This is a genomic window from Bizionia myxarmorum, assembly GCF_008086205.1.
Classification (GTDB): domain Bacteria; phylum Bacteroidota; class Bacteroidia; order Flavobacteriales; family Flavobacteriaceae; genus Algorimicrobium; species Algorimicrobium myxarmorum.
Map to the genome: position 1 here is coordinate 1933761 of NZ_VSKK01000001.1, position 24542 is coordinate 1958302.

Consider the following 24542-nt stretch of genomic DNA (forward strand, 5'->3'; position numbering starts at 1 on the left):
TTAAGTGGTTATCTCCTATGAATTTATAAAAAAAAAGCATGCTTTTAATATGCCGTTTCAACATTTAATATTATTTTCGACCAAGCGTAAAATTTCAACGACCATAGTATGAAAAAGCAACAATATTTAAGTTATTTCTTGATTTTAATTGGCGGTATATTAGCCATTTACGGCCAAACAGGTGATGATAAACCTGTCGCTTTTTTAATAATAGGTATTGTTATTTTAATGTTCGGTGTCTATAGAATTTCTAGTAGAATTCCGAGTAAATTTGACAAAGAATTAAATGAAAAATCCGAAGAGCATGACGAAGTTTAAAATAGGAGATACCGTTGCAGTTTTAGATGATAATTTATCAGGCATCGTTTCCAAAGTAAAAGATCATATTATTACTATTGAAACACCAGACGGTTTTGAGCTAGATTTTGAAGCGCATGAGCTCGTGGTTACTAAACCTATGAAAATAGATTTAAGTGGTGCGGAAGCTATGATAAGAGAGAAGGAACAACCTAAAAGAAGAGCAACTACAACTAAAAAAACGAAAGAACGCTTTTTACCCACTATGGAGGTGGATTTACATATTCATCATCTTACTACAAACTCTAAACGCATGAGTAATCATGATATGTTAACCTTGCAATTAGATACGGCCAGGGGACAACTGGATTTTGCTATTCGTAAAAGGATTCAAAAAATAGTTTTCATTCACGGGGTAGGTGAGGGCGTTTTAAAAACGGAATTGGAATATTTATTTGGTCGCTATAATAACGTTAAATATTACGATGCCGATTATCAAAAATATGGCGTTGGTGCTACTGAAGTCTATATTTTTCAGAACGTTAGTCCCGATTAAAATTCGGGAGTTATGGAGCGCGTTTTTATTAATCTAGAATCTACTAAAGTTCCCATAATAAATAAATCTTGAGTTATGGTAGAGAAACTAACGCCTTCCACACGTAATGTTATTTTAAATACTTGATTTATTTGATTTGCGCGGTAGGCTGTTGCTGGAACGGAATCTGTAATAGTTTTGTTTAAGTAATCAGCTATTCCAGGACTACTATAATCATTTGCTGGATTTTGATCTGCAGACCTGCTTTCTTCATTAATGGTTGGAACTAAATCTTGATCATCATCACTATCTAAATAATCAGGAATGCCATCTTCATCTGTATCTCTCGGGTTAGTTCGCGGATCATTATCACCATCAGCATTGTCATCTAATTCCACAGAAGTTAAAACATTATCGCCATCATCATCTACGTCTAAATAATCTGGAATGCCATCGCCATCTGTATCTTTTGGATTCGTTGCGGGATTATTATCGCCATCTGTATTCTCATCTTCAAATTCTGCTGGAATTCCGTCCAAATCATCTTCAACTAAAGTAACATTAATATATGCTTTTCCGCCAACACTAGATAAATCTTCAAGAATTTGGATATTAGAAGGTGGAACATCATTACAAAACAAACCTCTTGGATCGGCATTATAAGACCGGTAATTAAATTGATTTCCGGCTAGTCCAATATCAATTACTATTTCTTGATCATTAATAAGTTGTCCCGTAATAGTATCTATAGCAATTAGTTTTTCCAAAGTCCATCTTGGATCTGTAATTTTTAATGACAAAGATTCATAAGGATTATCCTTTATTTGATAAAAAACTAATTCACCACAAGCTGAAAATGTATCGTCAAAATCGAATTCAATATTTATGATGTCACCATCGTCACAAGATGTGAATACTGAAATTGTAAGAAGTAGTAGGATTAATTTTCGCATGAAAACATATTTTAAACAAAATTAAAAGAATTGCTAAATATACAACGTCATCCGGAACAAATAATTTTATTTCCCGTAATTTTGTAGGAATTATTTTTAATGCGAAAACCCCAAGTATGAAAGCAGTTTATTTTGATAGTGCGGCAACCACGAAGATGCGAGATGAAGTTATTGATGTTATGACAAACGTGATGCGTAATGAATATGGGAATGCCTCATCTACTCATAGTTTTGGCCGATCGTCCAAGGTATTAATTGAACAAGCGCGAAAAACAATTGCCAAAAAACTCCATGTGAGTGCTGGCGAAATTGTTTTTACTTCTGGCGGTACGGAAGCGGATAATTTGGTTTTACAATGTGCCATTAGAGATTTGGGTGTTAAACATATAATTACGTCAAAAATTGAACATCACGCGGTTTTACATACCGTTCAACAATTAGAAAGAACCTGTGATATTACCGTTAGTTATGTGAAATTAGACGCTCACGGTCAAGTGGATTATGAAAATCTGGAAACATTACTTCAATCTCACGGGAAAACCTTGGTGAGTTTAATGCATGTGAATAATGAGATTGGTAATATTTTAGATGTGAAACGCGTAGGTAATTTATGCCAAGCTCACAACGCTTTGTTTCATAGTGATGCCGTTCAATCTGTTGGACATTATGAATTGAATTTACAAGACGTTCACATCGATTTTCTAGCCGTTAGTGCTCATAAATTTCATGGACCAAAAGGTGTTGGTTTTGCATATATTAGAAAGAATTCTGGTTTAAGATCCTTAATTTTTGGAGGCGAGCAGGAGCGTGGTATTCGCGCTGGAACGGAAGCCGTACATAATATTGTTGGTTTGGAAAAAGCCTTCACTATGGCTTATGCTAACTTAAATGAAGACCGTGAATATGTGTTAGATTTAAAACGTCATTTTATTTCTGAATTACGCCAAGCCTTTCCAAAAGTAACTTTTAATGGTTTGTCTGGAGATTTAGAAAAGAGTACGTATACTTTAATAAATGTGTGTTTACCTATACCGCCAGAGAAAGCATTGATTTTGTTATTTCAAATGGATTTAAAAGGCATAGCCTGTTCAAAAGGAAGTGCTTGTCAAAGTGGTAGCAATAAAGGATCTCATGTTTTAAACGAAGTTTTATGTGAAGACGATTTAAAGAAACCTTCGCTTCGTTTTTCATTCAGTATTTTTAATACTAAAGCTGAAATTGATTACGTTATTTCTGTTTTAAAAGATTTTATAACAGCATAAAAAAAATCCCTTTCAATTTATTTTGAAAGGGATTTAAAATTTAAGCAGCTACTTTTGCTGTAGCTAATTGCGATTTTATACGTTCTTGCCATTTGGCTAATAAGGTTTTTTCTTCTGTCATTTCAAAGTTTACGTCTATATTATAAAACTCTAAAACATAGTCTTTTTGGCCTTTAGTGCGCAATACTAAATCAATTCGATCTGTTTCCGTTTTATTTGTTGTTAGATTTTTTACTGTTCTATCCGTTTTATGAATGTAGCATTCCGTTACTTGGCTTAAATCGGCAGTAATCCAAACCGTTTCATCTTCTGTTTTTTTAGAATAAACTAGTTTGTTTTCAGAACTGTCCATAGCAATAGCGTAGTAAGTTCCCCAGAAATCCACGTCTGAAATATGAACATTATTTGTTTTAGCTTCAACAATAAATTCGTTTTTAGCTTTTTTCTTTTTAAAACTTTGAGACATTTGAATAGCTATAATAGGTAAAGCTATTACTGCTAATATGATTAGACCGATAATAATTGAATTAGATTCCATGATATTTTATTTTTTTGAATGTTAAAATTAGGCATACTTAAATGCGTGAAACTTTTGGTTAAAGTTTCAGCCTGACAAAAATTAAAAAGGGAATCTAAATAAAATCGTGGAAAGGAAATATACAGGCTTGTATATTAAAACTAGGTATAATATAACGTCCCGCTTTAAGATACTGACTATCTTGAGCCGTTTTTGAAGGATTTAAATCTTGAAAACTATTAAATGCTATTAAAGTTTCAGGAAAAACATCAGCAATTTCTGAATCTGTAGGCGTATGACCTATTATTTCAATATCCTGATACGCATAATATATAGGAGAATCATTTTTTGATGATTTATGCGTTGTCTGTTTTTTAAAGGTATTTTCAGAAAAGGAATCAGCAATAACATCATGAACCGAAACCCCAAAGCTTATAACATAAACTAGGAGTAAGGAGAACACAATATGAAGTTGAAACTTCGTTTTCATAATACAAAAGTAGTACAAAGTAGGTTCGGTTAAATCAAAACTCTGTTAAATTTTTAAAGCTTGGATAAAATTGTTTAAACGTGATTCTTAAAAGCGCATACTAGTTCTTACATTAAACACGCGTGGTGTTAAATAATTTGGAATACCGTATTGGCGTTTACTATATACATCGCGAACCCAGGTATTTGTAATGGAGTTTTGAACATCAAATACATTGAAAATTTCAATTCCTATGGACAAATATTTAAAAGGTTTACGCCAGCCGTATTCATAATCATCTTTATCATCTACAATGACATATTGGAAACCAACATCGGCACGTTTATAATCTGGTAAACGATTTTGATATACGTAAGGATCCGCATAACTTGGCGATCCGCCAGGCAATCCTGTATTATAAACCAGATTTAAATACACTTTCATTTTTGGTAGGCTTGGTACATAATCTTGGAATAAAGCCGCAAATTTTAAACGTTGATCCGTTGGTCTAGCAATATAGCCACGATCATCAATACTTTCCTCTGTTTTTAGAAATCCAAAACTAAACCAAGATTCGGTTCCAGGAACAAACTCACCATTTAAGCGCATATCTAAACCATATGCATAAGCTTCAGCATTATTATTAGCTCTGTAACGAATTCGGACATTTTCCAATGTATATGGATTTACATCGCTTATTTTTTTATAGTAAGCTTCCGTTGTTAGTTTGAAAGGTCTATCCCACATTTTAAAACTGTAATCATTTCCAACAACAATATGAAAAGACTTTTGTGCTTTAACATTTGGTCTGACTGTTCCAGATGAATCTCTTAATTCTCTATAAAATGGTGGTTGATAATATAATCCTGTTCCTATTCGGAAAAGCATGTCTTTATTCCAATTTGGTTTAATGGCGAATTGCGCTCGCGGACTCACAACAGTTTGGTTGCTGCCTTGAATACCTTCACCATTTACAGTCCAATTATGAACGCGGGCACCAACATTTAACCAAGCTTCACTAGAGCCAATATCCATCCGTTTGCTCCATTGTAAATAAGCTTGCAAACGGTCTATTTGCGTTTTATTTTTAGCGCGTACATTTTGAAACGCTTCTAACGGACCTTCATAAGGTGTATAAGGTTGGTCATTAAAAGAGCCCGAACGTGGCGGATTAATGGAAAATCCAGCGGAATCAATTACTTCCCATTCAACCAAACGGTCGCGAATATCTTCATTGGTATATTTTACAGACCATTCAAATTCATGATCGTTTTTTTTATAATCACCTTGATGCTCAATGGTTGTAATTAGGGCGTCTAAATCGTTTCGTCCATGGTTTAATTGGCTGCCAATTCCTTCACTAAATTCAACTTCACCCAAATCTTCATCACCAATATTCGTGTTCACTTCACCTAAACGGTATTGCGCCAAAATATCAAAATGTTCTTCTTCAATAGTATGATAGGTTGATGCAATAAGGTTTAATGTAACATGATCATTTAAAAAATAAGTTCCTTTTAAGGCACCAAAATAGGTTTCATATTTATCGCGTTCTTGACCTTCGTAAAAAACGAGTAAAGCCATTGGGTTTTGTAAGGTTCCAAAATTAGTTTGGCGTGTTTCAGGTTCGTAATTGTAACGGTTAGCAGAGGCATTTCCTAAAAAACTGACCTGAAATTTATCCGTAAATTTATAGGTAAGATAGGTTTGTATATCTGCAAATGTAGGATCGTAATTCGTTTCAGTTTCTTTGGCATTTACCAATAAACTATTATCGCGGTAACGCATGCCAACAATACCCGTGAATTTAGAATCTTTACTACGACCTTCTGCCGAAACACTCGCGCCCAATAAACTTACATCGGCTCTAACGCCAAATTGATACGGCTTTCTGTAGGTAATATCTAAAACGGACGATAATTTATCACCGTATTTTGCTTGGAATCCACCAGCTGAAAAATCTACATTTTGAACTAAATCTGTGTTTACAAAACTTAAACCTTCTTGTTGACCAGAACGAATTAAAAACGGACGATACACTTCTATCCCATTAACATATACCAAGTTTTCATCAAAATTCCCACCACGAACGGAGTATTGTGTACTCAATTCATTATTTCCACTTACGCCTGGCAAAGTTTTTAATAGATTTTCCACACCAGAATTGGCTCCTGGAATATTTCGGATTGTTTCAGGTTCCAGGGTTGTAATTCCTTGGACATCTTTCCGAGTTTTACCGGATATAACAACGGTTGCCATTTGCTCAATAGCATCATCCATGACGGGGTGAAATTCTATCTCTTCACCATTTTTTAGGTTGAATGTTGCGGTAACGGATTTAAAGGTAATATGAGTAAAAAGAACTTTTACATCCTCATTTGCGGGTATTTTTAGGCTATAATATCCCGAATTATCTGTTGTGGTTCCTGAACTTCCTACGGTAATATTTACGTCTGGAATGGGAGTATTGTCAGCATTTAAAATAACACCTTGCAGTGTTCCGGTTTGCGCTGCGGCAGTGAAAACAACCAATAACATAAGAATGCTGAAAACGGAAAAAGATTTATAGGTCAAGATAGTATGTTTTATTTTCGGAAAAAAGTTGTTTCAAAAGTAGAATTATTTCCAACATTATCCGTAACAATTAGTTTTAAATTATTTTTTGTTTCAGTTGAAATGTCATCTTCAAAATCATAAGTCAACATATTCGATTTGTACTCATATTCCATTAAAATCCATTTGCCATTTAAAGTCGCGCGAAAACTAGAAATTCCCGATTCGTTATCTTCAATTTTAAGTTTTAAGAATCGGTATTTACTTAACCATTTCCCTTCGGAAAAATTAATAGGTTTTATTTTAGGTGCAATCGTGTCCATAACAATGGCGTAAGTTCCTAACGTTTTGGCATATGTTGTTAAGGTGTTTTCCTTTCTATCGGTTTTAGAATAAATAGGATATTGTTTTTTCCAGCCTACTAAACGGGCAATATATAATTTATCGGATTCCTCGGTCTTATAATTACTAATATCATACGTTATAGTAAAGTTGTTTTTAACAGGAACGCTATCGTCATGCAAGGTGATGGTGTCGTTCTTTACTTCGAAATTAATATAGAAATCATCAAAAAAGGTATCTTGAGGAAAGTGAACCGATATATTTTTATTTAAAAGCTCATTTGATTTTTGTGAATAAATATGGAAAGGCGTGATAATGTCATCAGCCGCTTTTAATTCCTCGGGTTTAAATCCTTCAATATTGATGGTTAACCAAACTTCGTTATTATGAAAATCAGAAACTCGCACTTTATAAACAGATGAGGTGCTATCAGCAACATTAATATAACCATAATCGTCTAGGTTTTTAATCATGCTTAATTCATTGCCACTTTCTACGTATAATTTTTGAAGGCGTTCCTTTTTATCGGTATAATGGGAATAATCTATATATCTATTCAATAAACGTGTTTCATCAAAAGAGAAGCGTTTAAAATCAATTTCAAATTTAGGATTCCCATTATAAAAAGTCTGAATCATACCAACACCATTTGTATTCGCTGCCAAATCTTGTCTGTCATTAGCTTCTATGGCGAAACCAATTTTGCCAAATGCTTTGATATTTTCCACTGTATAATCGCCTTTGGCCGTACTAATAAGTCGTAATTTTTGTTTGCCTCGTGTTGTGTTTACGTGCGCATCATCAGAAATGGCATACGCATAAACGTCGGTAATTATAGGTCTGGTGTTATCCGTAATTTCAACACCAAAGAGTAGAGGGTTTATAGGTCTTTCGGCATTATCACGAATTTCGAAATGTAAATGTGGCCCACCAGAACCACCTGTATTTCCGCTATAAGCAATGAGATCGCCTTTTAAAAGGGGCATTTCATCAGGTTTAGGGAAAATTTCGACTTCATAAGATTCTTGCCCATATTGTAGTTTTTTAATGTAAGTTTCTAAAATAGGTGCCAATTTTTGTAAATGCGCATAAACCGTCGTGTAGCCATTTGGATGTGTAATATAAACCGCTTTTCCATAACCAAAATTATCAATTTTTATACGACTCACATAGCCATCGGCTGCGGCGTAAACTTTTAAACCTTCGCGTTGTTGTGTTTTTATATCCAAGCCAGAATGAAAATGATTGGAACGCAATTCACCAAAAGTTCCAGAAGGAATAATCGTAATATCCAACGGATGTCTAAAATAGTCAGTAGGATAGGGGTTTTGGGCCTGACTTGTGAAAACTATAAAGATAAAAAATACGAGGAATTTTTGCATAAAATGGATATTGATGCTAAAGTATATATTTGATTCAAATTTGGCAAGAAAATCTCGAAGCATTGCCAGAATGTTGATTTTGAGTTGAAACGCATTATATTTAATTTTTATTGAAAAAGTATTGTTAAATTAATCGAGGTATGTTAACTTTGTGACATAAGTATGGATATGATACATGAGTAAAATTGAAGACACTGTAGATGCTTTAGAAAAAAAAATCAATAGGGTTTTACATAAGCAGCAGCTTTTTAAACAAGAAAATTTAAAATTGCAGCAGGAATTACAATCAACTCAACATATGCTTCAGGCTCATAAAGCGACAATCGTTACATGGGAGGAAAAATATGAAGCGCTAAAAATAGCCAATTCCATGCTTGGCAGTGATGAAAATAAAAGAGAAACTAAACTCAAAATAAACGCATTAATTAGGGAAATTGATCATTGTATTACGCAACTTTCCGAATAATGAATCATAGTTTTTAAATGTCAGAAAAACTAAAAATAAAGCTTTCAATAGCAAATAGGGTGTATCCTTTAACAATTACACCTGGCCAAGAAGAAGGTTTGCGTAAAGCAGCCAAAAATATTGAAGCTATGATAAAGCAATTTGAGCAAAGTTATTCTGTTCAAGATAAGCAAGATGTATTGGCTATGTGTGCCTTGCAGTTTGCCTCACAAGTGGAACAGAAAACATTGGATAAAGATTATGCGAACGAAACGGTAGAATTAAAGCTTGACGCTTTAAACAGTATGTTGGATACGCATTTAGATTCTTAACGTTCTTATAAATAAAATAAAGGTTACTGCCTGCATTAGTTATTTTTTTTGATAAACTCAACGCGATTTCTTTAAAAAGGGTGAGTTTAAGCTGTAAAAGCGTGCTGTTAGTGCTGAATTTATTCAGTATCTCGAACAGATTTTTGATCAGCTTGGTATCCCTAAACTTGTTTTAAGGAGTTTATACAAAACTTTATTCTGGTGCAGGCTTTTTTATATAAATTAATCAACTAGAAAATGGATAATACAATTGTTATTGTAGGTGGAATATTATTAGGTATCATTATAGGGTTTATTGTTGCAAAGGTTTTGGAACGTAACAATGCATCACGAGTTATAAAAAGTGCTAAAAAATCGGCAGCAGCTATATTAAAAGAAGCTAAAAGTGAAGGCGAATCACTTAAAAAAGATAAAATACTTCAAGCAAAAGAAAAGTTTATTGAATTAAAATCAGAACACGAAAAAGTGATTTTGGCACGTGATAAAAAGATTGCAGATGTTGAAAAACGGACGCGCGACAAAGAATCTCAATTATCTGGTGAGCTTTCGAAAAGTAAAAAATTAAATGATGGTTTAGAGGAAAAAGTAAATGATTATAACCACCGTTTAGAAGTTGTTGAAAAAAAGCAAGAAGAAGTAGACCGTTTACATAAAAGTCAAATTGAGCAATTGGAAGTTATTTCTAGTTTATCAGCTGAAGATGCTAAATCCCAATTGGTTGAGTCTTTAAAAGGTGAAGCTAAAAACGATGCCATGGCATACATTCAGCATACTATAGAAGAATCTAAACTTACCGCACAACACGAAGCTAAAAAAATTATTATCAATACCATTCAACGCATTGGAACGGAAGAAGCCGTAGATAACTGTGTTTCTGTTTTCAATATTGAATCTGATGATGTTAAAGGGCGTATTATTGGTCGTGAAGGTCGAAATATTCGTGCCATTGAAGCCGCTACAGGAGTTGAAATTATTGTAGATGATACGCCAGAAGCTATAATTCTATCATGTTTTGATTCTGTACGTCGTGAAATAGCCCGTCTTTCCTTACATAAATTGGTTACGGATGGCCGTATTCACCCAGCCCGTATTGAAGAAGTTGTTCAAAAAACAACCAAACAAATTGAGCAAGAAATTATTGAGGTTGGAAAACGTACCATCATCGATTTAGGAATTCATAATTTACATCCTGAATTAATTAAAATGGTGGGTCGTATGAAATACCGTTCTTCTTATGGACAGAATTTACTACAACACTCCCGCGAAGTTGCTAAACTTTGTGGTATTATGGCAGCAGAATTAGGTTTAAACCCTAAAATGGCTAAACGTGCCGGATTACTGCATGATATTGGTAAAGTTCCAGATGCAGAAGCCGACATGGAAACGCCACATGCTATTTTAGGAATGCAGTGGGCTGAAAAATATGGTGAAAAAGATGACGTTTGTAACGCCATTGGTGCTCACCACGATGAAATTGAAATGAAAACCTTATTAGCACCAATTGTGCAAGTGTGTGATGCTATTTCAGGTGCTAGACCAGGTGCTAGACGTCAAGTTCTAGATAGTTATATTCAGCGTTTAAAAGATTTAGAAGATATTGCTTTCGGTTTCGGAGGTGTTAAAAAAGCCTATGCTATTCAAGCCGGTCGTGAGTTACGTGTTATTGTAGAAAGCGATCGCGTAGATGATCAAAAAGCAGCTGATTTATCTTTTAATATTTCACAAAAAATTCAAACGGATATGACCTATCCAGGGCAAGTTAAAGTTACGGTTATTCGTGAAACGCGTGCCGTTAACATTGCTAAATAAGATTTTAAAAAGTATATATTTAAAAAGTCCTTCTAAAATATGAAGGACTTTTTATTTTCTAGGATGAAAGGTTTGAATGGCTTTCTTTAATTGCTTGGTGTCTAAATGCACATAAATTTCCGTGGTGGTAATGTTTTCATGCCCGAGCATCATTTGTATAGCTCTTAAATCCGCTCCATTTTCTAATAAATGTGTAGCAAAGGAATGCCGAAACGTATGTGGTGAAATGGTTTTATTCATATTAATCTGAGTAGCTAAATTTTTAATTATAGTAAAAACCATAGCCCGTGTTAATTGTTTCCCACGGATGTTTAAAAATAAGGTGTCATTATATTCTTTCTGAATTGTGATAGTGGATCGGACCTCTTGAATGTAGAAATTTATAAATTCTTGTGTTGAAGGACTAATGGGAACAAAGCGCTGTTTATCACCTTTTCCGGTAACGTTTATAAAACCTTCCTCAAAAAACAAATCGGAAATCTTTAATTCCACCAATTCACTCACACGTAACCCACATCCATAAAGCGTTTCTAGCATGGTGCGATCACGTTGCCCTATTCGGACATTATTATAGGTCTTGTTTATATCAACAGCGTTTATAATCCGGTCTATATCTTCTAAACTTAAGGTGTCGGGCAATTTTCTACCAATTCTAGGCGATTCAATTAAATCTATGGGGTTATCATTTCTGTAGTCTTCAAAAACTAAAAAGCTAAAAAAGCTTCTTAAACCTGAAATAATACGCGATTGCGAGCGTGGATTTACATCTTTAGCCACATCATAAATAAATTGTTGAATGGTTTCAGAGTTAACGTGAAGTGGTGATATAGTTATATCGTGTTTCTCTAAATAAATCATGAGCTTTTCAATGTCGAAACTGTAGCTAGCAATGGTGTTTTTAGATAAACCACGTTCAATTTTTAAATATAAATTAAAATCGTTTAAGGCTTGATGCCATGTCATGGGTTTCGTTTTAATGAATAAATGTATGGAAAAGCGTTTGAAGCCTTACTTTCCTTTATAAATTGTTAATAACTAATTGTTTAAATAGCTGTAAATCAATTTATTGAGTTTTTATGTTAATTAAATTGTTAACAAGATGTTGATTTTATGTGATATATTAAAGAAAAAGTGTTTAGTTTGTACTAATCAATTTATTAAAACTTAAAATTATGAAAAAATTATTTATGATGGCGGCTATCGCTGCCTTTGGTGTTTCAACATCATTTGCACAAAATTCATTTAAAGTAGGTGCTAACTTTGCACTTCCAATTGGTGATGCTGGCGATTATTCTTCGTTTAGTATTGGTTTAGATGCTGCTTATTTATTTGAAGTATCTGAAAAATTTCAAGTTGGTCCTGCTATTGGATTTACAAATGCTTTTGGAAAAACTGAATCTGTTACTATTTTAGGTAACACATTAGATTTCGATTATGATGACGTTCAATTTGTGCCTATTGCTGCTGCAGCACGTTTCATGGCAACTGAAAAGTTCTATTTAGGTGCAGATTTAGGTTATGCTCTTGGCGTTAATGATGGAAATGATGGTGGTTTTTATTACCGTCCAAAAGTTGGTTACAACTTTACTGACATGATTGGTGCTAATATTTCTTACACAGGAATTAGTGCAGATGGAGGTGACTTCTCTACAATTGGTTTAGGAATTGAGTTTTCTCTATAATATAATCAATTATTATTAAAAAAATCCATTGTGAATAACAATGGATTTTTTTTGTCTGAAATTTAATATTTAAGGTATTCATTTTAGTGAATTTTATAATGACCATAGTTCGGTTTATTGGAAAATCGGCATATTCAATTCCAAATTATTTTTTCTAACAGTCTTCTTGATATGTGGCTAATTAATTAGTCTCAAGTTTGTTAGGGAGTCGAAACATAGCGTTTAGCTTTTTTCATTTCAGGAAAAGTGATACATTTATTCTTATTAACCCATTAATTAATCCATGAATAATATGAAAAAATCAATGTTATTGACTGCTTTGGCAGTTTTCGCAGTAACTACAATGAATGCCCAAGAAGACCTTAAAGATAAGGTAGAATCTGGAGGCTTCTATATTGGAGCCAATATTGGTTTGCCATTAAGCACAACTAGTGATGTTTCTTCTTTTAATTTCGGTTTTGATGGCGCCTATTTGTTTGAGGTAATTGATAATTTAGAAATAGGAGGTTTATTGGGTTACACGCACTATATAGCTGATGGTGGCTATTCCTATAGCACTTATTTTGATGAGGACTTATTAGTTGTTAGAGACTATAAAGATGCTTCATTTATTCCTATTGCAGCTTCAGCGCGCTACTATTTTAGTGAACGTAAGTTTTTTGCAGGATTGGATTTGGGTGTGGGCGTTAATGTATCTGGTGATGCTAAATCTGGATTTTATGCAAGACCTAAATTTGGTTTTGATTTAGGAGCTATTTCCTTAATGGCATCATTTCAAAGTATTTCTGGAGGCGTAGATTATGGCGATACCTATTATGGAGGAACCTATGTAAGCGGAAGTGGTTTTAATTCCTTTAATTTTGGTATAGAATTCGGCTTATAATGTGGGAAACTTCTTAATTTTATGATTTAATTTTGATATATAATTTGGTTTATAACTATTAAAAACTAATGCCTGTTTTTTATTTGGTACATATGAGGATTAGGCTTATTTTTGCCGCTTCAAATAAATTAAAAACAAAATTAAATTTATCAAAATGAAAAAATTATTATTTATTGCTGCTATTGCAGCTTTCGGTTATACTAACGTTAACGCACAAGAAGACGATAGTACATTTGGTTTTGCAGAAGGTGATGTATTTATTGAAGGTACTGTTGGATTCAGCAGTGCAAACAATAAGAACACTGACGAAAAAGAAAGTAGCTTTAATATTAGCCCAAAAGCGGGTTATTTCGTTACTGAAGATTTAGCTGTTGGTCTTGACGTATCTTTCCAATCTTCTAAAGAAGAAGTTGCTGGTGTTGATACTGCAGACCTTTCAGGTTTTGGTGCTGGTGTATTTGCACGTTACTACTTCTTGGATTTAGGTAAGCGTTTTAAAACGTTTTCTGAATTTGGTGTAGGTTATGCAACTGCTAAAGACAAAAGCGGAATTGTTGAGCAAAAAATTAATGTAATTGGTGCTGGTATTGATTTAGGTATCAACTATTTTGTAACTGAAAATATTGCTTTAACTTTTGGTTTAAAGAACATTTTATCTTTTACTAGCGGTAAAGCAGAAGTAGGTGATTTAAAAGGTGAATCAGTTTCTGAATTTAACTTCGGTTTTGGAGATGTTGCTAACCCATTTGGCGGAAACGCTGCATTTGGTTTACTTTTCAAATTATAGTAAATAAAATTCAATATAAAATTAAAACCGAAGCAAATGCTTCGGTTTTTTTTGTTTCTAAAAGTCGTTAAATAATATTAATTGCTGTTGAAACCTGTTAAAAACAGTTAACGAATGGTCCATGCTATACTGTTTTTAGTACAAGCTGTAGTAACTTGTAAAATTTAAGAAACATGAAAAAAGTATTTTTAGTAGCTGCAGTAGCAGTTTTTACAATTACAGGTATACAAGCGCAATCGGATTCTAAAACTGTTGAATTTGGTGTTAAAGGTGGTGTAAACTTCTCTACCATTACAAGTGATGATTTTGATGATGCCAAATCAAGAACTAGTTTTAACGTTGGTGTATTAGCAGAAATTCCAATTACGGATCGTTTCTCTATTCAGCCAGAGGTTCTTTATTCAGGACAGGGATTTGACGTGAAAGAAGTGAATCAAGACAATGTTTTTGATACAGATCAAAATGTAGAGTACCAATTGGATTATATTCAGGTACCCGTTTTGGTTAAAGTTTATTTAATTGAAGGCTTAAGTGTAGAAGCCGGTCCACAATTTGGATTTAAAATTCATGAAGAATTAGATTTTCAACCAAACTCTGATGGTGGTGATATTGAAATAAACAGTGATGATTCTTATATTAAAGATTTCGATACATCATTAGCACTTGGCGCAGCTTATAAGTTTGATGGTGGTTTCTTTGTAAACGCCCGTTATACTTTTGGTTTAACAAACATTTTTAAAGATGATACGGTTTTACAAAACGTAGATGCTAAAAATGCTGTGTGGCAAGCTGGTGTTGGTTTTATGTTCTAAACCACTTATATATAATACATTATACTAAAAGCCGAGATTTAAAACTCGGCTTTAGTTTTTTAATGATTTTAATAGAGTCATTTTTATTTTTTTTAAAGTCAATCTGTACTTTAAATTATGGCCATTTTTGCACTATAATTATTAACTATTAATAGCAAAACTTATGAAAAAAGTATTTTTAGTAGCTGCAGTAGCAGTTTTTACAATTACAGGTATACAAGCGCAATCGGATTCTAAAACTGTTGAATTTGGTGTTAAAGGTGGTGTAAACTTCTCTACCATTACAAGTGATGATTTTGATGATGCCAAATCAAGAACTAGTTTTAACGTTGGTGTATTAGCAGAAATTCCAATTACGGATCGTTTCTCTATTCAGCCAGAGGTTCTTTATTCAGGTCAAGGATTTGACGTGAAAGAAGTGAATCAAGACAATGTTTTTGATACAGATCAAAATGTAGAGTACCAATTAGATTATATTCAGGTACCCGTTTTGGTTAAAGTTTATTTAATTGAAGGCTTAAGTGTAGAAGCCGGTCCACAATTTGGATTTAAAATTCATGAAGAATTAGATTTTCAACCAAACTCTGATGGTGGTGATATTGAAATAAACAGTGATGATTCTTATATTAAAGATTTCGATACTTCATTAGCACTTGGCGCAGCTTATAAGTTTGATGGTGGTTTCTTTGTAAACGCCCGTTATACTTTTGGTTTAACAAACATTTTTAAAGATGATACGGTTTTACAAAACGTAGATGCTAAAAATGCTGTATGGCAAGCTGGTGTTGGTTTTATGTTCTAAATCAACCTTATTATATAAAGAAAACCGAAGCTTCATAGCTTCGGTTTTTTTTATACCTTTACTTTATGAAAAAATTGATTATCATTAATGGTCCTAATTTAAACCTATTAGGCGTTCGAGAACCTGAAATATATGGGAATTTGTCCTTTACAGAATTTTTAGAGGACGTATCATCTAAATATAAAGATGTTTTTATTGCTTATTTTCAATCCAATATAGAAGGTGAACTGATAGACAAACTACATGAAGTTGGTTTTACCTATGATGGGATTATTTTGAATGCGGCAGCATATACACATACTTCTATTGGTATTGGCGATGCCGTTTCTGCTATAAAAACGCCTGTTGTAGAAGTTCATATATCCAATACGTTTGGAAGGGAGGACTTTAGACATCAATCATATATTGCGCCACATTCCAAAGGTGTTATTGTTGGATTTGGATTACAAAGTTACGAGTTGGCTATTCATAGTTTTATCCCATCCTAGTCTTCCCAAAGGGAAGGAACCCTTACTCAAACTCAAAATCAAACACAATAAAAAAGCGATTCTTAAATTTAAGAATCGCTTTTTGTATTATTAGTATTTCCGTCCGAGTGAAAGTCCTTCCCCTCGCGAAAGATTTAGGATGGGAAGCTAGGAAGGGATTACAAATGTATCACCTCTCCATAAGCATCAGCAACGGCTTCCATCACCGCTTCACTCATAGTTGGATGTGGATGTACCGTTTTTAATACTTCATGCCCTGTAGTTTCTAATTTACGACCTAAAACAGCTTCCGCAATCATATCAGTTACCCCAGCGCCAATCATATGGCATCCTAACCATTCACCATATTTAGCATCAAAAATAACTTTTACAAAACCATCTTTAGCGCCAGAAGCACTTGCTTTTCCTGAAGCTGAAAATGGAAATTTACCTACTTTAATATCTAAACCTTGTTCTCTAGCTTGCTTTTCAGTTAAACCAACCGAGGCAATTTCTGGTGATGCGTATGTGCAACCAGGAATATTGCCATAGTCTAGAGCCTCTACATTTTGACCTGCAATTTTCTCCACACATAAAATACCCTCAGCTGAAGCTACGTGCGCTAAAGCTTGGCCAGGAGTTACATCGCCAATAGCGTAATAGCCAGGAATGTTTGTTTGGTAATAATCATTTACCAAAATCTTATCACGATCTACGGCAATACCAACATCTTCTATACCTATATTTTCTATATTTGATTTAATTCCTACAGCCGATAATATAATATCTGCTTCAAGAACTTCTTCACCTTTTTTCGTTTTTACCGTTGCTTTTACACCTGTTCCTGAAGTATCTACTTTAGTAACTTCTGAAGATGTCATAATTTTAATACCACTTTTCTTAAATGAGCGCTCTAATTGTTTAGAAACATCTTCGTCTTCAACAGGAACTACATTTGGTAAAAACTCAACTATTGTTACATCTGTTCCCATCGAGTTGTAGAAATAAGCAAACTCAACACCAATAGCACCAGAACCGACAACAATCATCTTTTTAGGTTGCTCTTTTAATGTCATAGCTTCTCTATAACCAATTACTTTTTTGCCGTCTTGTGGTAAACTTGGTAACTCACGTGAACGTGCACCAGTTGCTACAATAATATGATCGGCTGTATATTCTTTACCATCAACGTCTACTTTTTTTCCAGGTTTTAGTTTCCCGAAACCTTCAATAACGTCAATTTTATTTTTCTTCATTAAAAATTTAACACCATTGCTCATACCATCGGCAACACCTCTTGAGCGTTTTACAACTGCATCAAAATCTTTATCAGCTTCTTTTACCGTTAAGCCATAATCTTCGGCGTGCTTCAAGTATTCAAAAACTTGAGCCGATTTTAAAAGGGCTTTTGTTGGAATACATCCCCAATTTAAACATACACCACCTAGGCTTTCTTTTTCAATTACAGCTGTTTTAAAGCCTAATTGTGATGCTCTAATAGCCGTTACGTAACCGCCAGGGCCACTTCCAAGAACAATAATATCGTATTTACTCATCGTGAATTTTTTAATCGTTTTTTGAAGCTACGAATTTACGAAATCGTATTTGATTATTAATTGTTAGCAGGAAATTAATTACCAATAGACCGTAAAGCAACCTTTTATTTTGGTTTATTGAATTTTTGAAGATTATATTCACTAGAATTTCCCTTCGGAATAGATAGAGATTGCCAATCGTTTCCTTTTAGCATTTTTCCAACAAAGGCAATTTGACCAATGTGATAGGAATAGTGACCTAATTGGCGGAAGATAGCTTCAGAAACTAAATGGCCTTCGTTGCGAATGTAAACGGTTTTATTACAATCGTGATTATTTAAAGGTTCAATGGCATCAAAAAGACATTTCCAACCGCTTTCCCAGGCATCAACAATTTCCTCTTTACTCGTATAACTAGCTTCAAACTCTTGATCTCTTTGGCGCCATTCTTTTTCACCATCTTCTAGTAAAAAATTGGTCCATCTGCTGAACATATTGCCCACCATGTGTTTCACAATAATTGAAATGCTGTTTGTAGCATCATTATACTGCCAACTCATCTCTTCAAAAGTAAGTTGATCAAAGGTTTTATCACCAACAGTTTTGTAAGATTCAAACTGTTTTATGATACCCGTAATTAAGTCGTTTTTCATAAAAATAAAAATAGCATTACAAAAATACATATTTTCGTAATGCTATAATTTTTTAAAAAGCCTAAAGAAATACTACGCTTCTGGAATAAACTTTAAAGATGTTCCATTTATGCAATGGCGCTTTCCTGTGGTATCTCCAGGGCCGTCATCAAAAACGTGACCTAAATGCGCACCACAATTAGCGCAATGTTCTTCATTTCTGGAAAAGCCTAAATCGTTATCGGTTCCAAAGTCAACATTTCCTTCAATAACGCGATCAAAACTTGGCCATCCTGTTCCGGAATCAAATTTATGGTCACTTAAATATAATGGTGTTTCACATGCCGCACACACATAGGTTCCTTTTTTGTAATTTTTATCTAATGGACTTGAAAAGGCGCGCTCCGTTCCTGCTTCTCGCATCACATAAAACTGTTCAGCTGTTAATTCTTTTTTCCATTCCGCTTCCGTTTTTGAAATTGGAAATACTTGAGATTTTTTTGTGTCATTTTTTTGAGCAGAACTGTTGCAACTAAAAAGTAAACTGACAAGTACTACGGATAGGAAATATTTCATAACTTTTTTTATTTATTATTTTGGTCGGAAATACCTTTAATACATAACAAGAAAATCTAATTAATAGTATTCTAACGTATATTTGTTAATACAATGGAAATGTCAATTTTATTATGGCTCAATTTTTGCATTTTTATTTAAATAAACTCTGAAAACATGAAATTAAAACTTAAAATAGTCTCTATTCTTACATTAGTTTTGGTGGTATCTTGTGCAACCAATCCATTTACTGGCAATCAAACCATGGCGTTGGTTTCCAATGATCAAATATTTCCATCAGCTTTCCAACAATATAATCAAGTACTTTCTGAAAATAAAATTGTCACTGGCACATCTCAATCTGAAATGATTGCGCGCGTTGGTGAGCGTATTGCGACTTCAGCAGAACGTTGGTTAAATGCTAATGGTTATCAAGGATATTTAAAGGATTATAAGTGGGAATATAAATTAATTGAAGATAAAACGGTTAACGCATGGTGTATGCCAAGTGGAAAAATTGCTTTCTACACAGGTATTTTACCGATAGCTGAAAATGAAACAGCTATTGCTGCCATTATGGGTCATGAAGTGGCGCACGCTTTAGCAAATCACGGACAACAACGAATGAGTGCTGCTTATATTCAACAAGGTGTTGCTTTGGCTGGAAATGTGTTAATTGAGGATAATCAGACGCGTGATATTTTTAATCAATCTTACGGGATTGGAACAGAAGTAGGCGTGATGCTTCCTTTTAGTAGAAGTCATGAAACGCAAGCGGATGAAATTGGTCTTATTTTAATGGCTGTTGCTGGTTATAACCCAGAAGAAGCTGCCAATTTATGGAAACGTATGGATGCTAATAGTGGCGGACAAGGGCCACCGGAGTTTTTAAGTACCCACCCAGCGAATGCATCTCGTATTCAAAATTTAACGAATTTAGTACCAAAAGCAAATGCAGAAGCCAAGAAATTTGGCGTAACTAGCTATAGACCTTTAGGAAAATATTAGGCGTTTAAAAATATTTGTTTACTTTAGGAGCTGCCCAAAAAAGGGCAGCTTTTTTTATGAAACAACCACTACCTAAAGGCAGTTCCAAACTTCTAAATGCCTGGGCTTTTTATGATTGGGCCAATTCGGTGTATACCTTAACAATAGCATCTTCCATCTTTCCTATTTTTTATTCCGCATTATTTATTTCAGAAATAAAAGTTGTTTACGCTTTTGGCTTGGAATTAAAAAGTACCGCACTTATAACTTTTGTAACGGCATTTACTTTTTTAGTAGTTTCTATAATGTCGCCATTATTGTCAGGAATCGCTGATTATGTAGGAAATAAGAAAAGCTTTATGAAGTTTTTCTGTTATGTTGGTGGTATTGGCTGTATTGGATTATACTGGTTTAGTTTAGAGCACATTTATATAAGTTTAGTTTTTTATTTCATGGGACTTATTGGCTATTGGGGAAGTTTGGTTTTTTATAATTCCTATTTACCGGATATTGCTTTTCCAGAACAACAAGACCGTATAAGTGCAAGAGGATTTTCATTAGGTTACGTTGGAAGTGTTATTCTATTGGTTACTAATCTTATTATGGTTTTGAGTCAGGAAACTGGTGAAGCTAAAATGGCTATGATGCGTTTATCATTTGTTATGGTTGGACTTTGGTGGATTTTATTTAGCCAATACACCTTTTATATCTTACCGAAAGGGGTAAAGAATGGCAACAAAGTAACGCGGAATGTCATACTTAACGGTTTTAAAGAATTACGCTCGGTTTGGCACCAACTCAAAGAAAACTTGCGCTTAAAACGCTTTCTTGGAGCCTTTTTTGTTTATAGTATGTCTGTTCAAACTATTATGCTAATTGCGGTTTATTTTGGTGAAGAAGAAATTGCTTGGGGAGATGATGGTCAAAAAACAATGGGTTTAATTGTGAGCATTTTGGTTATTCAAGTGGTAGCCATTTTAGGTGCATTTTTAACGTCTAGGGCTTCTGAAAAATTCGGGAATGTTAAAACTTTAATTGTGGTAAACATTATTTGGATGAGTTTGTGTTTTGCGGCCTATTTTGTAGTAACGCCTGTTCACTTTTATGTTACGGCTGGTTTTGTTGGTTTAGTAATGGGTGGTGTTCAGGCATTATCCCGATCAACCTATTCAAAATTTTTACCAGATACAGCTGATACCACATCCTATTTTAGTTTTTATGATGTGGCTGAAAAAATAGGAATCGTGATTGGTATGATTATTTTTGCAACCGTAGATCAAATTACTGGCAGTATGCGTAATGCCATATTATTTTTATTCGTATTTTTCCTTTTTGGAATTTTCCTATTATTTAGAGTTCCTAGAGATTCTTAATACCTATTTTATAAATTAATTTAAATTTAAAATCATGAAACAGTACCTCAAATCAATTTCAATTTTAACACTTTCCGTATTTTTTATGGCCTTCACAGCTTGTGATAATGAACCAATAGACAGCGGTCTTAACACAGCAAACGAGAATAATGACACTAATAATCCGGGTTCTTTGTCTTCCTTTGTAGGTGATTGGGAAATTGTGTCTTTTGAAACGGAAACTTCTACAGAAATTGTTATTATGGGAGAAACTACAGCAACTAGAAATGAAATTGTTGGTGTAGATATGGACTATATCGTATCCTTTACTGAAACAGCCTTTCAAACTAGTGGCGATTATTCTATGCATTTAGTTACAACTTTAAATGGTGTGGAGTTTCAGGATGTAACAGAAGTTTATGAAAACGTTTCTGGTTCTGGCACCTACACAACAAGCGGAAATACGCTAACAGTAGATGGCTCATTTTTTGAGTTTGAATTTGATGATGTTGATATGTCAGAATCTGGAGGCGCACAAACAGTTCAATTTGCGTTCAGTAATAATGGACAAACTTTAAGAACAACGCAATCTGAAGAGATTACGCAAAATCAGGGTGGAATGGTTTCGACGACACTTATAAATGCCGTGACCATTTTTAATAAGCTTTAACAAGCTTTTTTGAAAAGTTTAATCATAAAAAAGCCACTCAATTTGAGTGGCTTTCTATTTATTATCGCGATTATTCCATAATAATACTCCCAGAACCTGTAACCTTACTATCTTCTTTTGATGGTTTCCCTTTGTAAGACACGTCACCAGAACCTGTAATACGGACTTTTAAGTTTGTATTACTAACAACTTGAGCATCACCAGAGCCAGAAATATTTACCTCGGTGTCATCAGCCTGTAAACCATAGCAGCTATAATCGCCAGAACCTGTAATGCTAAGGTCTAATTTCTTCGTTTTTCCTTTTAAAGTAATATCACCGGAACCGGTTAATTTGCCTTCTATTTCATTGGCTATAATATCTAATGTAATATCGCCGGATCCCGTTAATTCCACGTCAAATTCGTCCGCTGTAATTTGGTCTTTGGTGTATAAATCACCTGAACCTAATAAACTTACTTTTTCAATATCTTTAAAGGGAATAGTTACTTTAATAGATTTCCCTCTGCTGGTTCTTAAATTGATATTATTTTCGGTTTTTATAATTAATTTACCGTCTTTGACTTCTGTAATAACATATTTCAATAAATTGTCTTCACCTTCAATTTTTAATTTACCTTCAGTTCCTGCCACTAAAATATAATCGAAAGGTCCCGCACAACTTATGGCACTATAATCGCTTGTATTTCTATTAACAGTTACAACATTTCCATTTCCAGAAATTTTCTCTCCCCATTGAGCACAACTCACTGCGCTAGTTAATAATATGGCTAATAATAAAATTTGATTTTTCATAATAATTGGTTTTAATTGATTGATTTAGTTTTTTTCAATACTCACGCTTCCGTAGTCTGAATTTATTTTTATGAGATTATTGGTAGATGATGAACCATAATAACCTTGATAATATTTACTTGTAGATTCTTCACGCTTCTTATTAAATTCGAAACCTTCATGCGTGCGAAGCGAAGCATATTCTAAATCAATTTCAAAATTGAAATGATATCTGTAGTCAAAACCGATAGTTATACCTACGTAATCCGAGTCTATACTAATACTTTTAGCCGTTTCTTTAATGCTTTTAATTTTTATGGAACCATAATCCGCATCAATGCTCACGTTTTTATAAATATCGCCTAGAACTATCGTTAAATAATCGCTTGTTCCGTTTACATTATTGGCTCTATCTATGGTTAAGGAACCATAGTCACAATTATATTTTAAGTTTTCTATGGTTTCAAACTTTGAATTGGTATAATCCGCTACTAGATTAATGTTTTTGGCTTTGGAAACCACAAATTCGCTATAATCGGCATTAATGCTTCCATTATTTATATATTCGAAATAGGAGTTTTTGCAGTAATCAAAGGCAATGACATTATTAGATCCCATAAGTTCTTTAGTGGTTATTTTACCATAATCGCAATTAATTTTGGCATTTCCTTCCAGCTTATCTAAATTAATAGTTCCATAATCATTATTTAAATCCACGCTATTGGTCATGGGCATTTTAACAATATAATTTATCTTCATATTAATACTGCTAGAACTTCCCCAACTCCACCAAGACCGCGATTTATTTTTATTGAAAATAGTTTCAGCTGAAACATAGCTTGAATTGGAATCAAAATCTACAGAGATATTATCTATTTTCTCACGAACTTTATCTTCACTACTGCCATTTACGGTGATTTTAATCACAATTTCAATGCGGTTTTCTTTCCAAGTAATGATATCTAAATTGCCATAGCTATTATTAATTTTTAGTGTGGCGTTTTTGGAAACATTAAAGGATTTTTTAATAGTTTTTTCCTCGGTATGTTTAGCCGTTTTTACGGGATCTGTAGAGGCGGACATAAACATGGGCATAATAGCTAAAGCCAAAACCAGTTTGTATAATATGTGTGTTTTCATAATTGTTATTTTATAAGATTTTTTCAGATTGAAACGTGTTTAATTCTTTCATGTGTTCAATTTGTTTTATAGTGTTTTCTAAAACTTCAATACGGTTTTGAAAATTGGAAATCATGGCATAAATAACGCGTTGATCGTTTCCACTTTCAGTTAAATCGGTTTTAAGCGTTTCGTATTCTACTTCTAACCGTTTCAATTGTTTTAAAGCATCATTAATTAATAAAGTGGTCTTTGGATTGGAGGCTATTTCCAGTTTTTTTAACTCTGCTGAAATAGTAGATGTAAAAAAGTCTTGGGTTTTTGCCATTTCTGGTGATACGCTTGCCAATCCTTTCACCGTCGTATTGGCACCATTTCCAATAACCAGAGAAACCAATAGTATAATGGAAGCGGCAATGCCAATAACAGGTAGCCACAATTTTATAATTTTATGTTTTGGTTTTGCGCTTGCCGATTGGTTATTCAGTTTTGCTAAAAACCGTTCCTGGTGATTTTCCGCAGGTATTTCAACATCAAAATCCACTTTTAAATCATGAAATAAAGTATCTAAATCGTTTGGTTTCATAGTCA

Annotated in this window: 27 protein-coding genes and 1 other RNA gene; 16 read left to right on the top strand and 12 right to left on the bottom strand. The window is 33.7% G+C overall.

Annotation, left to right across the window (positions count from 1 at the left end):
* Positions 1–108: 108 nt before the first annotated feature.
* Positions 109–318, top strand: a complete 210-nt coding sequence (locus ES674_RS08805; RefSeq protein WP_148403558.1) for a hypothetical protein — start codon at positions 109–111, stop codon at positions 316–318.
* Positions 305–853, top strand: coding sequence for a Smr/MutS family protein (locus ES674_RS08810; protein WP_148403559.1), 549 nt, complete (start codon positions 305–307; stop codon positions 851–853). The genes ES674_RS08805 and ES674_RS08810 overlap by 14 nt, the downstream gene beginning before the upstream one ends.
* On the opposite strand, the gene ES674_RS08815 is transcribed toward ES674_RS08810, so the two are convergent.
* Positions 850–1785, bottom strand: a complete 936-nt coding sequence (locus ES674_RS08815) for a hypothetical protein (protein WP_148403560.1) — start codon at positions 1783–1785, stop codon at positions 850–852. The two genes, ES674_RS08810 and ES674_RS08815, sit on opposite strands and share 4 nt — an antisense overlap.
* 116 nt (positions 1786–1901) lie before the next feature.
* On the opposite strand from ES674_RS08815, the gene ES674_RS08820 reads away from it, so the two are divergent.
* The gene (locus ES674_RS08820) at positions 1902–3047 is read left to right on the top strand and encodes a cysteine desulfurase family protein (RefSeq protein ID WP_148403561.1); all 1146 of its coding nucleotides are present in this window, start codon (positions 1902–1904) and stop codon (positions 3045–3047) included.
* Between the two features lie 40 nt (positions 3048–3087).
* Here ES674_RS08820 and ES674_RS08825 read toward each other — a convergent pair whose 3' ends face one another.
* The 4 genes from ES674_RS08825 to ES674_RS08840 form a co-directional block, all read right to left on the bottom strand.
* Entirely contained in the window at positions 3088–3585 is a 498-nt protein-coding gene (locus ES674_RS08825) for a hypothetical protein (protein ID WP_148403562.1), read from the bottom strand.
* A gap of 94 nt (positions 3586–3679) precedes the next feature.
* Positions 3680–4054 carry a hypothetical protein gene (locus ES674_RS08830; RefSeq protein ID WP_148403563.1) on the bottom strand — a complete coding sequence of 125 codons (375 nt, stop codon included), beginning with the start codon at positions 4052–4054 and terminating at the stop codon, positions 3680–3682.
* A gap of 87 nt (positions 4055–4141) precedes the next feature.
* Complete coding sequence (locus tag ES674_RS08835) at positions 4142–6571, bottom strand: TonB-dependent receptor (protein WP_148403680.1); 2430 nt, start codon at positions 6569–6571, stop codon at positions 4142–4144.
* Between the two features lie 47 nt (positions 6572–6618).
* On the bottom strand, positions 6619–8310 hold the full coding sequence (locus tag ES674_RS08840) for a M23 family metallopeptidase (RefSeq protein WP_148403564.1): 1692 nt from the start codon (positions 8308–8310) through the stop codon (positions 6619–6621).
* Positions 8311–8485: 175 nt separating this feature from the next.
* Here ES674_RS08840 and ES674_RS08845 point away from each other — a divergent pair, with 175 nt between their 5' ends.
* From ES674_RS08845 to rny, 4 genes are all read left to right on the top strand, one after another.
* On the top strand, positions 8486–8776 hold the full coding sequence (locus ES674_RS08845; RefSeq protein ID WP_148403565.1) for a hypothetical protein: 291 nt from the start codon (positions 8486–8488) through the stop codon (positions 8774–8776).
* Positions 8777–8793: 17 nt separating this feature from the next.
* Positions 8794–9087: a cell division protein ZapA gene (locus tag ES674_RS08850; RefSeq protein ID WP_148403566.1), complete on the top strand. Its 294-nt coding sequence runs from the start codon at positions 8794–8796 to the stop codon at positions 9085–9087.
* 55 nt (positions 9088–9142) lie between these two features.
* A non-coding RNA gene (ssrS, locus tag ES674_RS08855) (6S RNA) lies at positions 9143–9270 on the top strand.
* A 54-nt stretch (positions 9271–9324) separates the two neighbouring features.
* On the top strand, positions 9325–10896 hold the full coding sequence (rny, locus tag ES674_RS08860) for a ribonuclease Y (RefSeq protein WP_148403567.1): 1572 nt from the start codon (positions 9325–9327) through the stop codon (positions 10894–10896).
* A 51-nt stretch (positions 10897–10947) separates the two neighbouring features.
* Here the strand turns inward: rny and xerD are convergent, their stop codons facing one another.
* Positions 10948–11859 carry a site-specific tyrosine recombinase XerD gene (gene xerD / locus ES674_RS08865; RefSeq protein WP_148403568.1) on the bottom strand — a complete coding sequence of 304 codons (912 nt, stop codon included), beginning with the start codon at positions 11857–11859 and terminating at the stop codon, positions 10948–10950.
* 209 nt (positions 11860–12068) lie between these two features.
* Between xerD and ES674_RS08870 the strand changes: the two genes are divergently transcribed.
* From ES674_RS08870 to aroQ, 6 genes are all read left to right on the top strand, one after another.
* Positions 12069–12578, top strand: a complete 510-nt coding sequence (locus tag ES674_RS08870) for an outer membrane beta-barrel protein (protein ID WP_148403569.1) — start codon at positions 12069–12071, stop codon at positions 12576–12578.
* 292 nt (positions 12579–12870) lie between these two features.
* Entirely contained in the window at positions 12871–13461 is a 591-nt protein-coding gene (locus ES674_RS08875; protein WP_148403570.1) for a hypothetical protein, read from the top strand.
* 154 nt (positions 13462–13615) lie between these two features.
* Positions 13616–14248: an outer membrane beta-barrel protein gene (locus ES674_RS08880; RefSeq protein ID WP_148403571.1), complete on the top strand. Its 633-nt coding sequence runs from the start codon at positions 13616–13618 to the stop codon at positions 14246–14248.
* A 173-nt stretch (positions 14249–14421) separates the two neighbouring features.
* Positions 14422–15060: a porin family protein gene (locus tag ES674_RS08885; protein ID WP_148403572.1), complete on the top strand. Its 639-nt coding sequence runs from the start codon at positions 14422–14424 to the stop codon at positions 15058–15060.
* Positions 15061–15223: 163 nt separating this feature from the next.
* Positions 15224–15862 (top strand): porin family protein, encoded by a 639-nt coding sequence (locus ES674_RS08890; protein ID WP_148403572.1) that lies wholly within the window; start codon positions 15224–15226, stop codon positions 15860–15862.
* A gap of 65 nt (positions 15863–15927) precedes the next feature.
* Complete coding sequence (aroQ, locus tag ES674_RS08895) at positions 15928–16350, top strand: type II 3-dehydroquinate dehydratase (protein ID WP_148403573.1); 423 nt, start codon at positions 15928–15930, stop codon at positions 16348–16350.
* Positions 16351–16508: 158 nt separating this feature from the next.
* Here the strand turns inward: aroQ and lpdA are convergent, their stop codons facing one another.
* The 3 genes from lpdA to msrB all read right to left on the bottom strand — a co-directional run bounded on the left by lpdA (position 16509) and on the right by msrB (position 19072).
* On the bottom strand, positions 16509–17885 hold the full coding sequence (gene lpdA, locus ES674_RS08900) for a dihydrolipoyl dehydrogenase (RefSeq protein ID WP_148403574.1): 1377 nt from the start codon (positions 17883–17885) through the stop codon (positions 16509–16511).
* Positions 17886–17989: 104 nt separating this feature from the next.
* On the bottom strand, positions 17990–18517 hold the full coding sequence (locus ES674_RS08905; RefSeq protein ID WP_170233982.1) for a DUF1572 family protein: 528 nt from the start codon (positions 18515–18517) through the stop codon (positions 17990–17992).
* Between the two features lie 72 nt (positions 18518–18589).
* Positions 18590–19072 (bottom strand): peptide-methionine (R)-S-oxide reductase MsrB, encoded by a 483-nt coding sequence (msrB, locus tag ES674_RS08910; RefSeq protein ID WP_148403576.1) that lies wholly within the window; start codon positions 19070–19072, stop codon positions 18590–18592.
* A gap of 156 nt (positions 19073–19228) precedes the next feature.
* Between msrB and ES674_RS08915 the strand changes: the two genes are divergently transcribed.
* Genes ES674_RS08915 through ES674_RS08925 form a run of 3 tightly spaced genes read left to right on the top strand, consistent with a single transcriptional unit; the run spans position 19229 to position 22060 of the window.
* Positions 19229–20059 (top strand): M48 family metallopeptidase, encoded by an 831-nt coding sequence (locus ES674_RS08915; protein ID WP_148403577.1) that lies wholly within the window; start codon positions 19229–19231, stop codon positions 20057–20059.
* Between the two features lie 56 nt (positions 20060–20115).
* Entirely contained in the window at positions 20116–21411 is a 1296-nt protein-coding gene (locus ES674_RS08920) for an MFS transporter (RefSeq protein ID WP_148403578.1), read from the top strand.
* 34 nt (positions 21412–21445) lie between these two features.
* Positions 21446–22060, top strand: a complete 615-nt coding sequence (locus tag ES674_RS08925; protein WP_148403579.1) for a hypothetical protein — start codon at positions 21446–21448, stop codon at positions 22058–22060.
* A gap of 70 nt (positions 22061–22130) precedes the next feature.
* Here the strand turns inward: ES674_RS08925 and ES674_RS08930 are convergent, their stop codons facing one another.
* From ES674_RS08930 to ES674_RS08940, 3 genes are read right to left on the bottom strand one after another with little or no spacing between them, the layout of a single operon-like run.
* The gene (locus ES674_RS08930) at positions 22131–22853 is read right to left on the bottom strand and encodes a head GIN domain-containing protein (protein ID WP_148403580.1); all 723 of its coding nucleotides are present in this window, start codon (positions 22851–22853) and stop codon (positions 22131–22133) included.
* Between the two features lie 24 nt (positions 22854–22877).
* Positions 22878–23972, bottom strand: a complete 1095-nt coding sequence (locus tag ES674_RS08935) for a hypothetical protein (RefSeq protein WP_148403581.1) — start codon at positions 23970–23972, stop codon at positions 22878–22880.
* 10 nt (positions 23973–23982) lie between these two features.
* Positions 23983–24537 (bottom strand): hypothetical protein, encoded by a 555-nt coding sequence (locus ES674_RS08940; RefSeq protein ID WP_148403582.1) that lies wholly within the window; start codon positions 24535–24537, stop codon positions 23983–23985.
* Positions 24538–24542 lie beyond the last annotated feature (5 nt).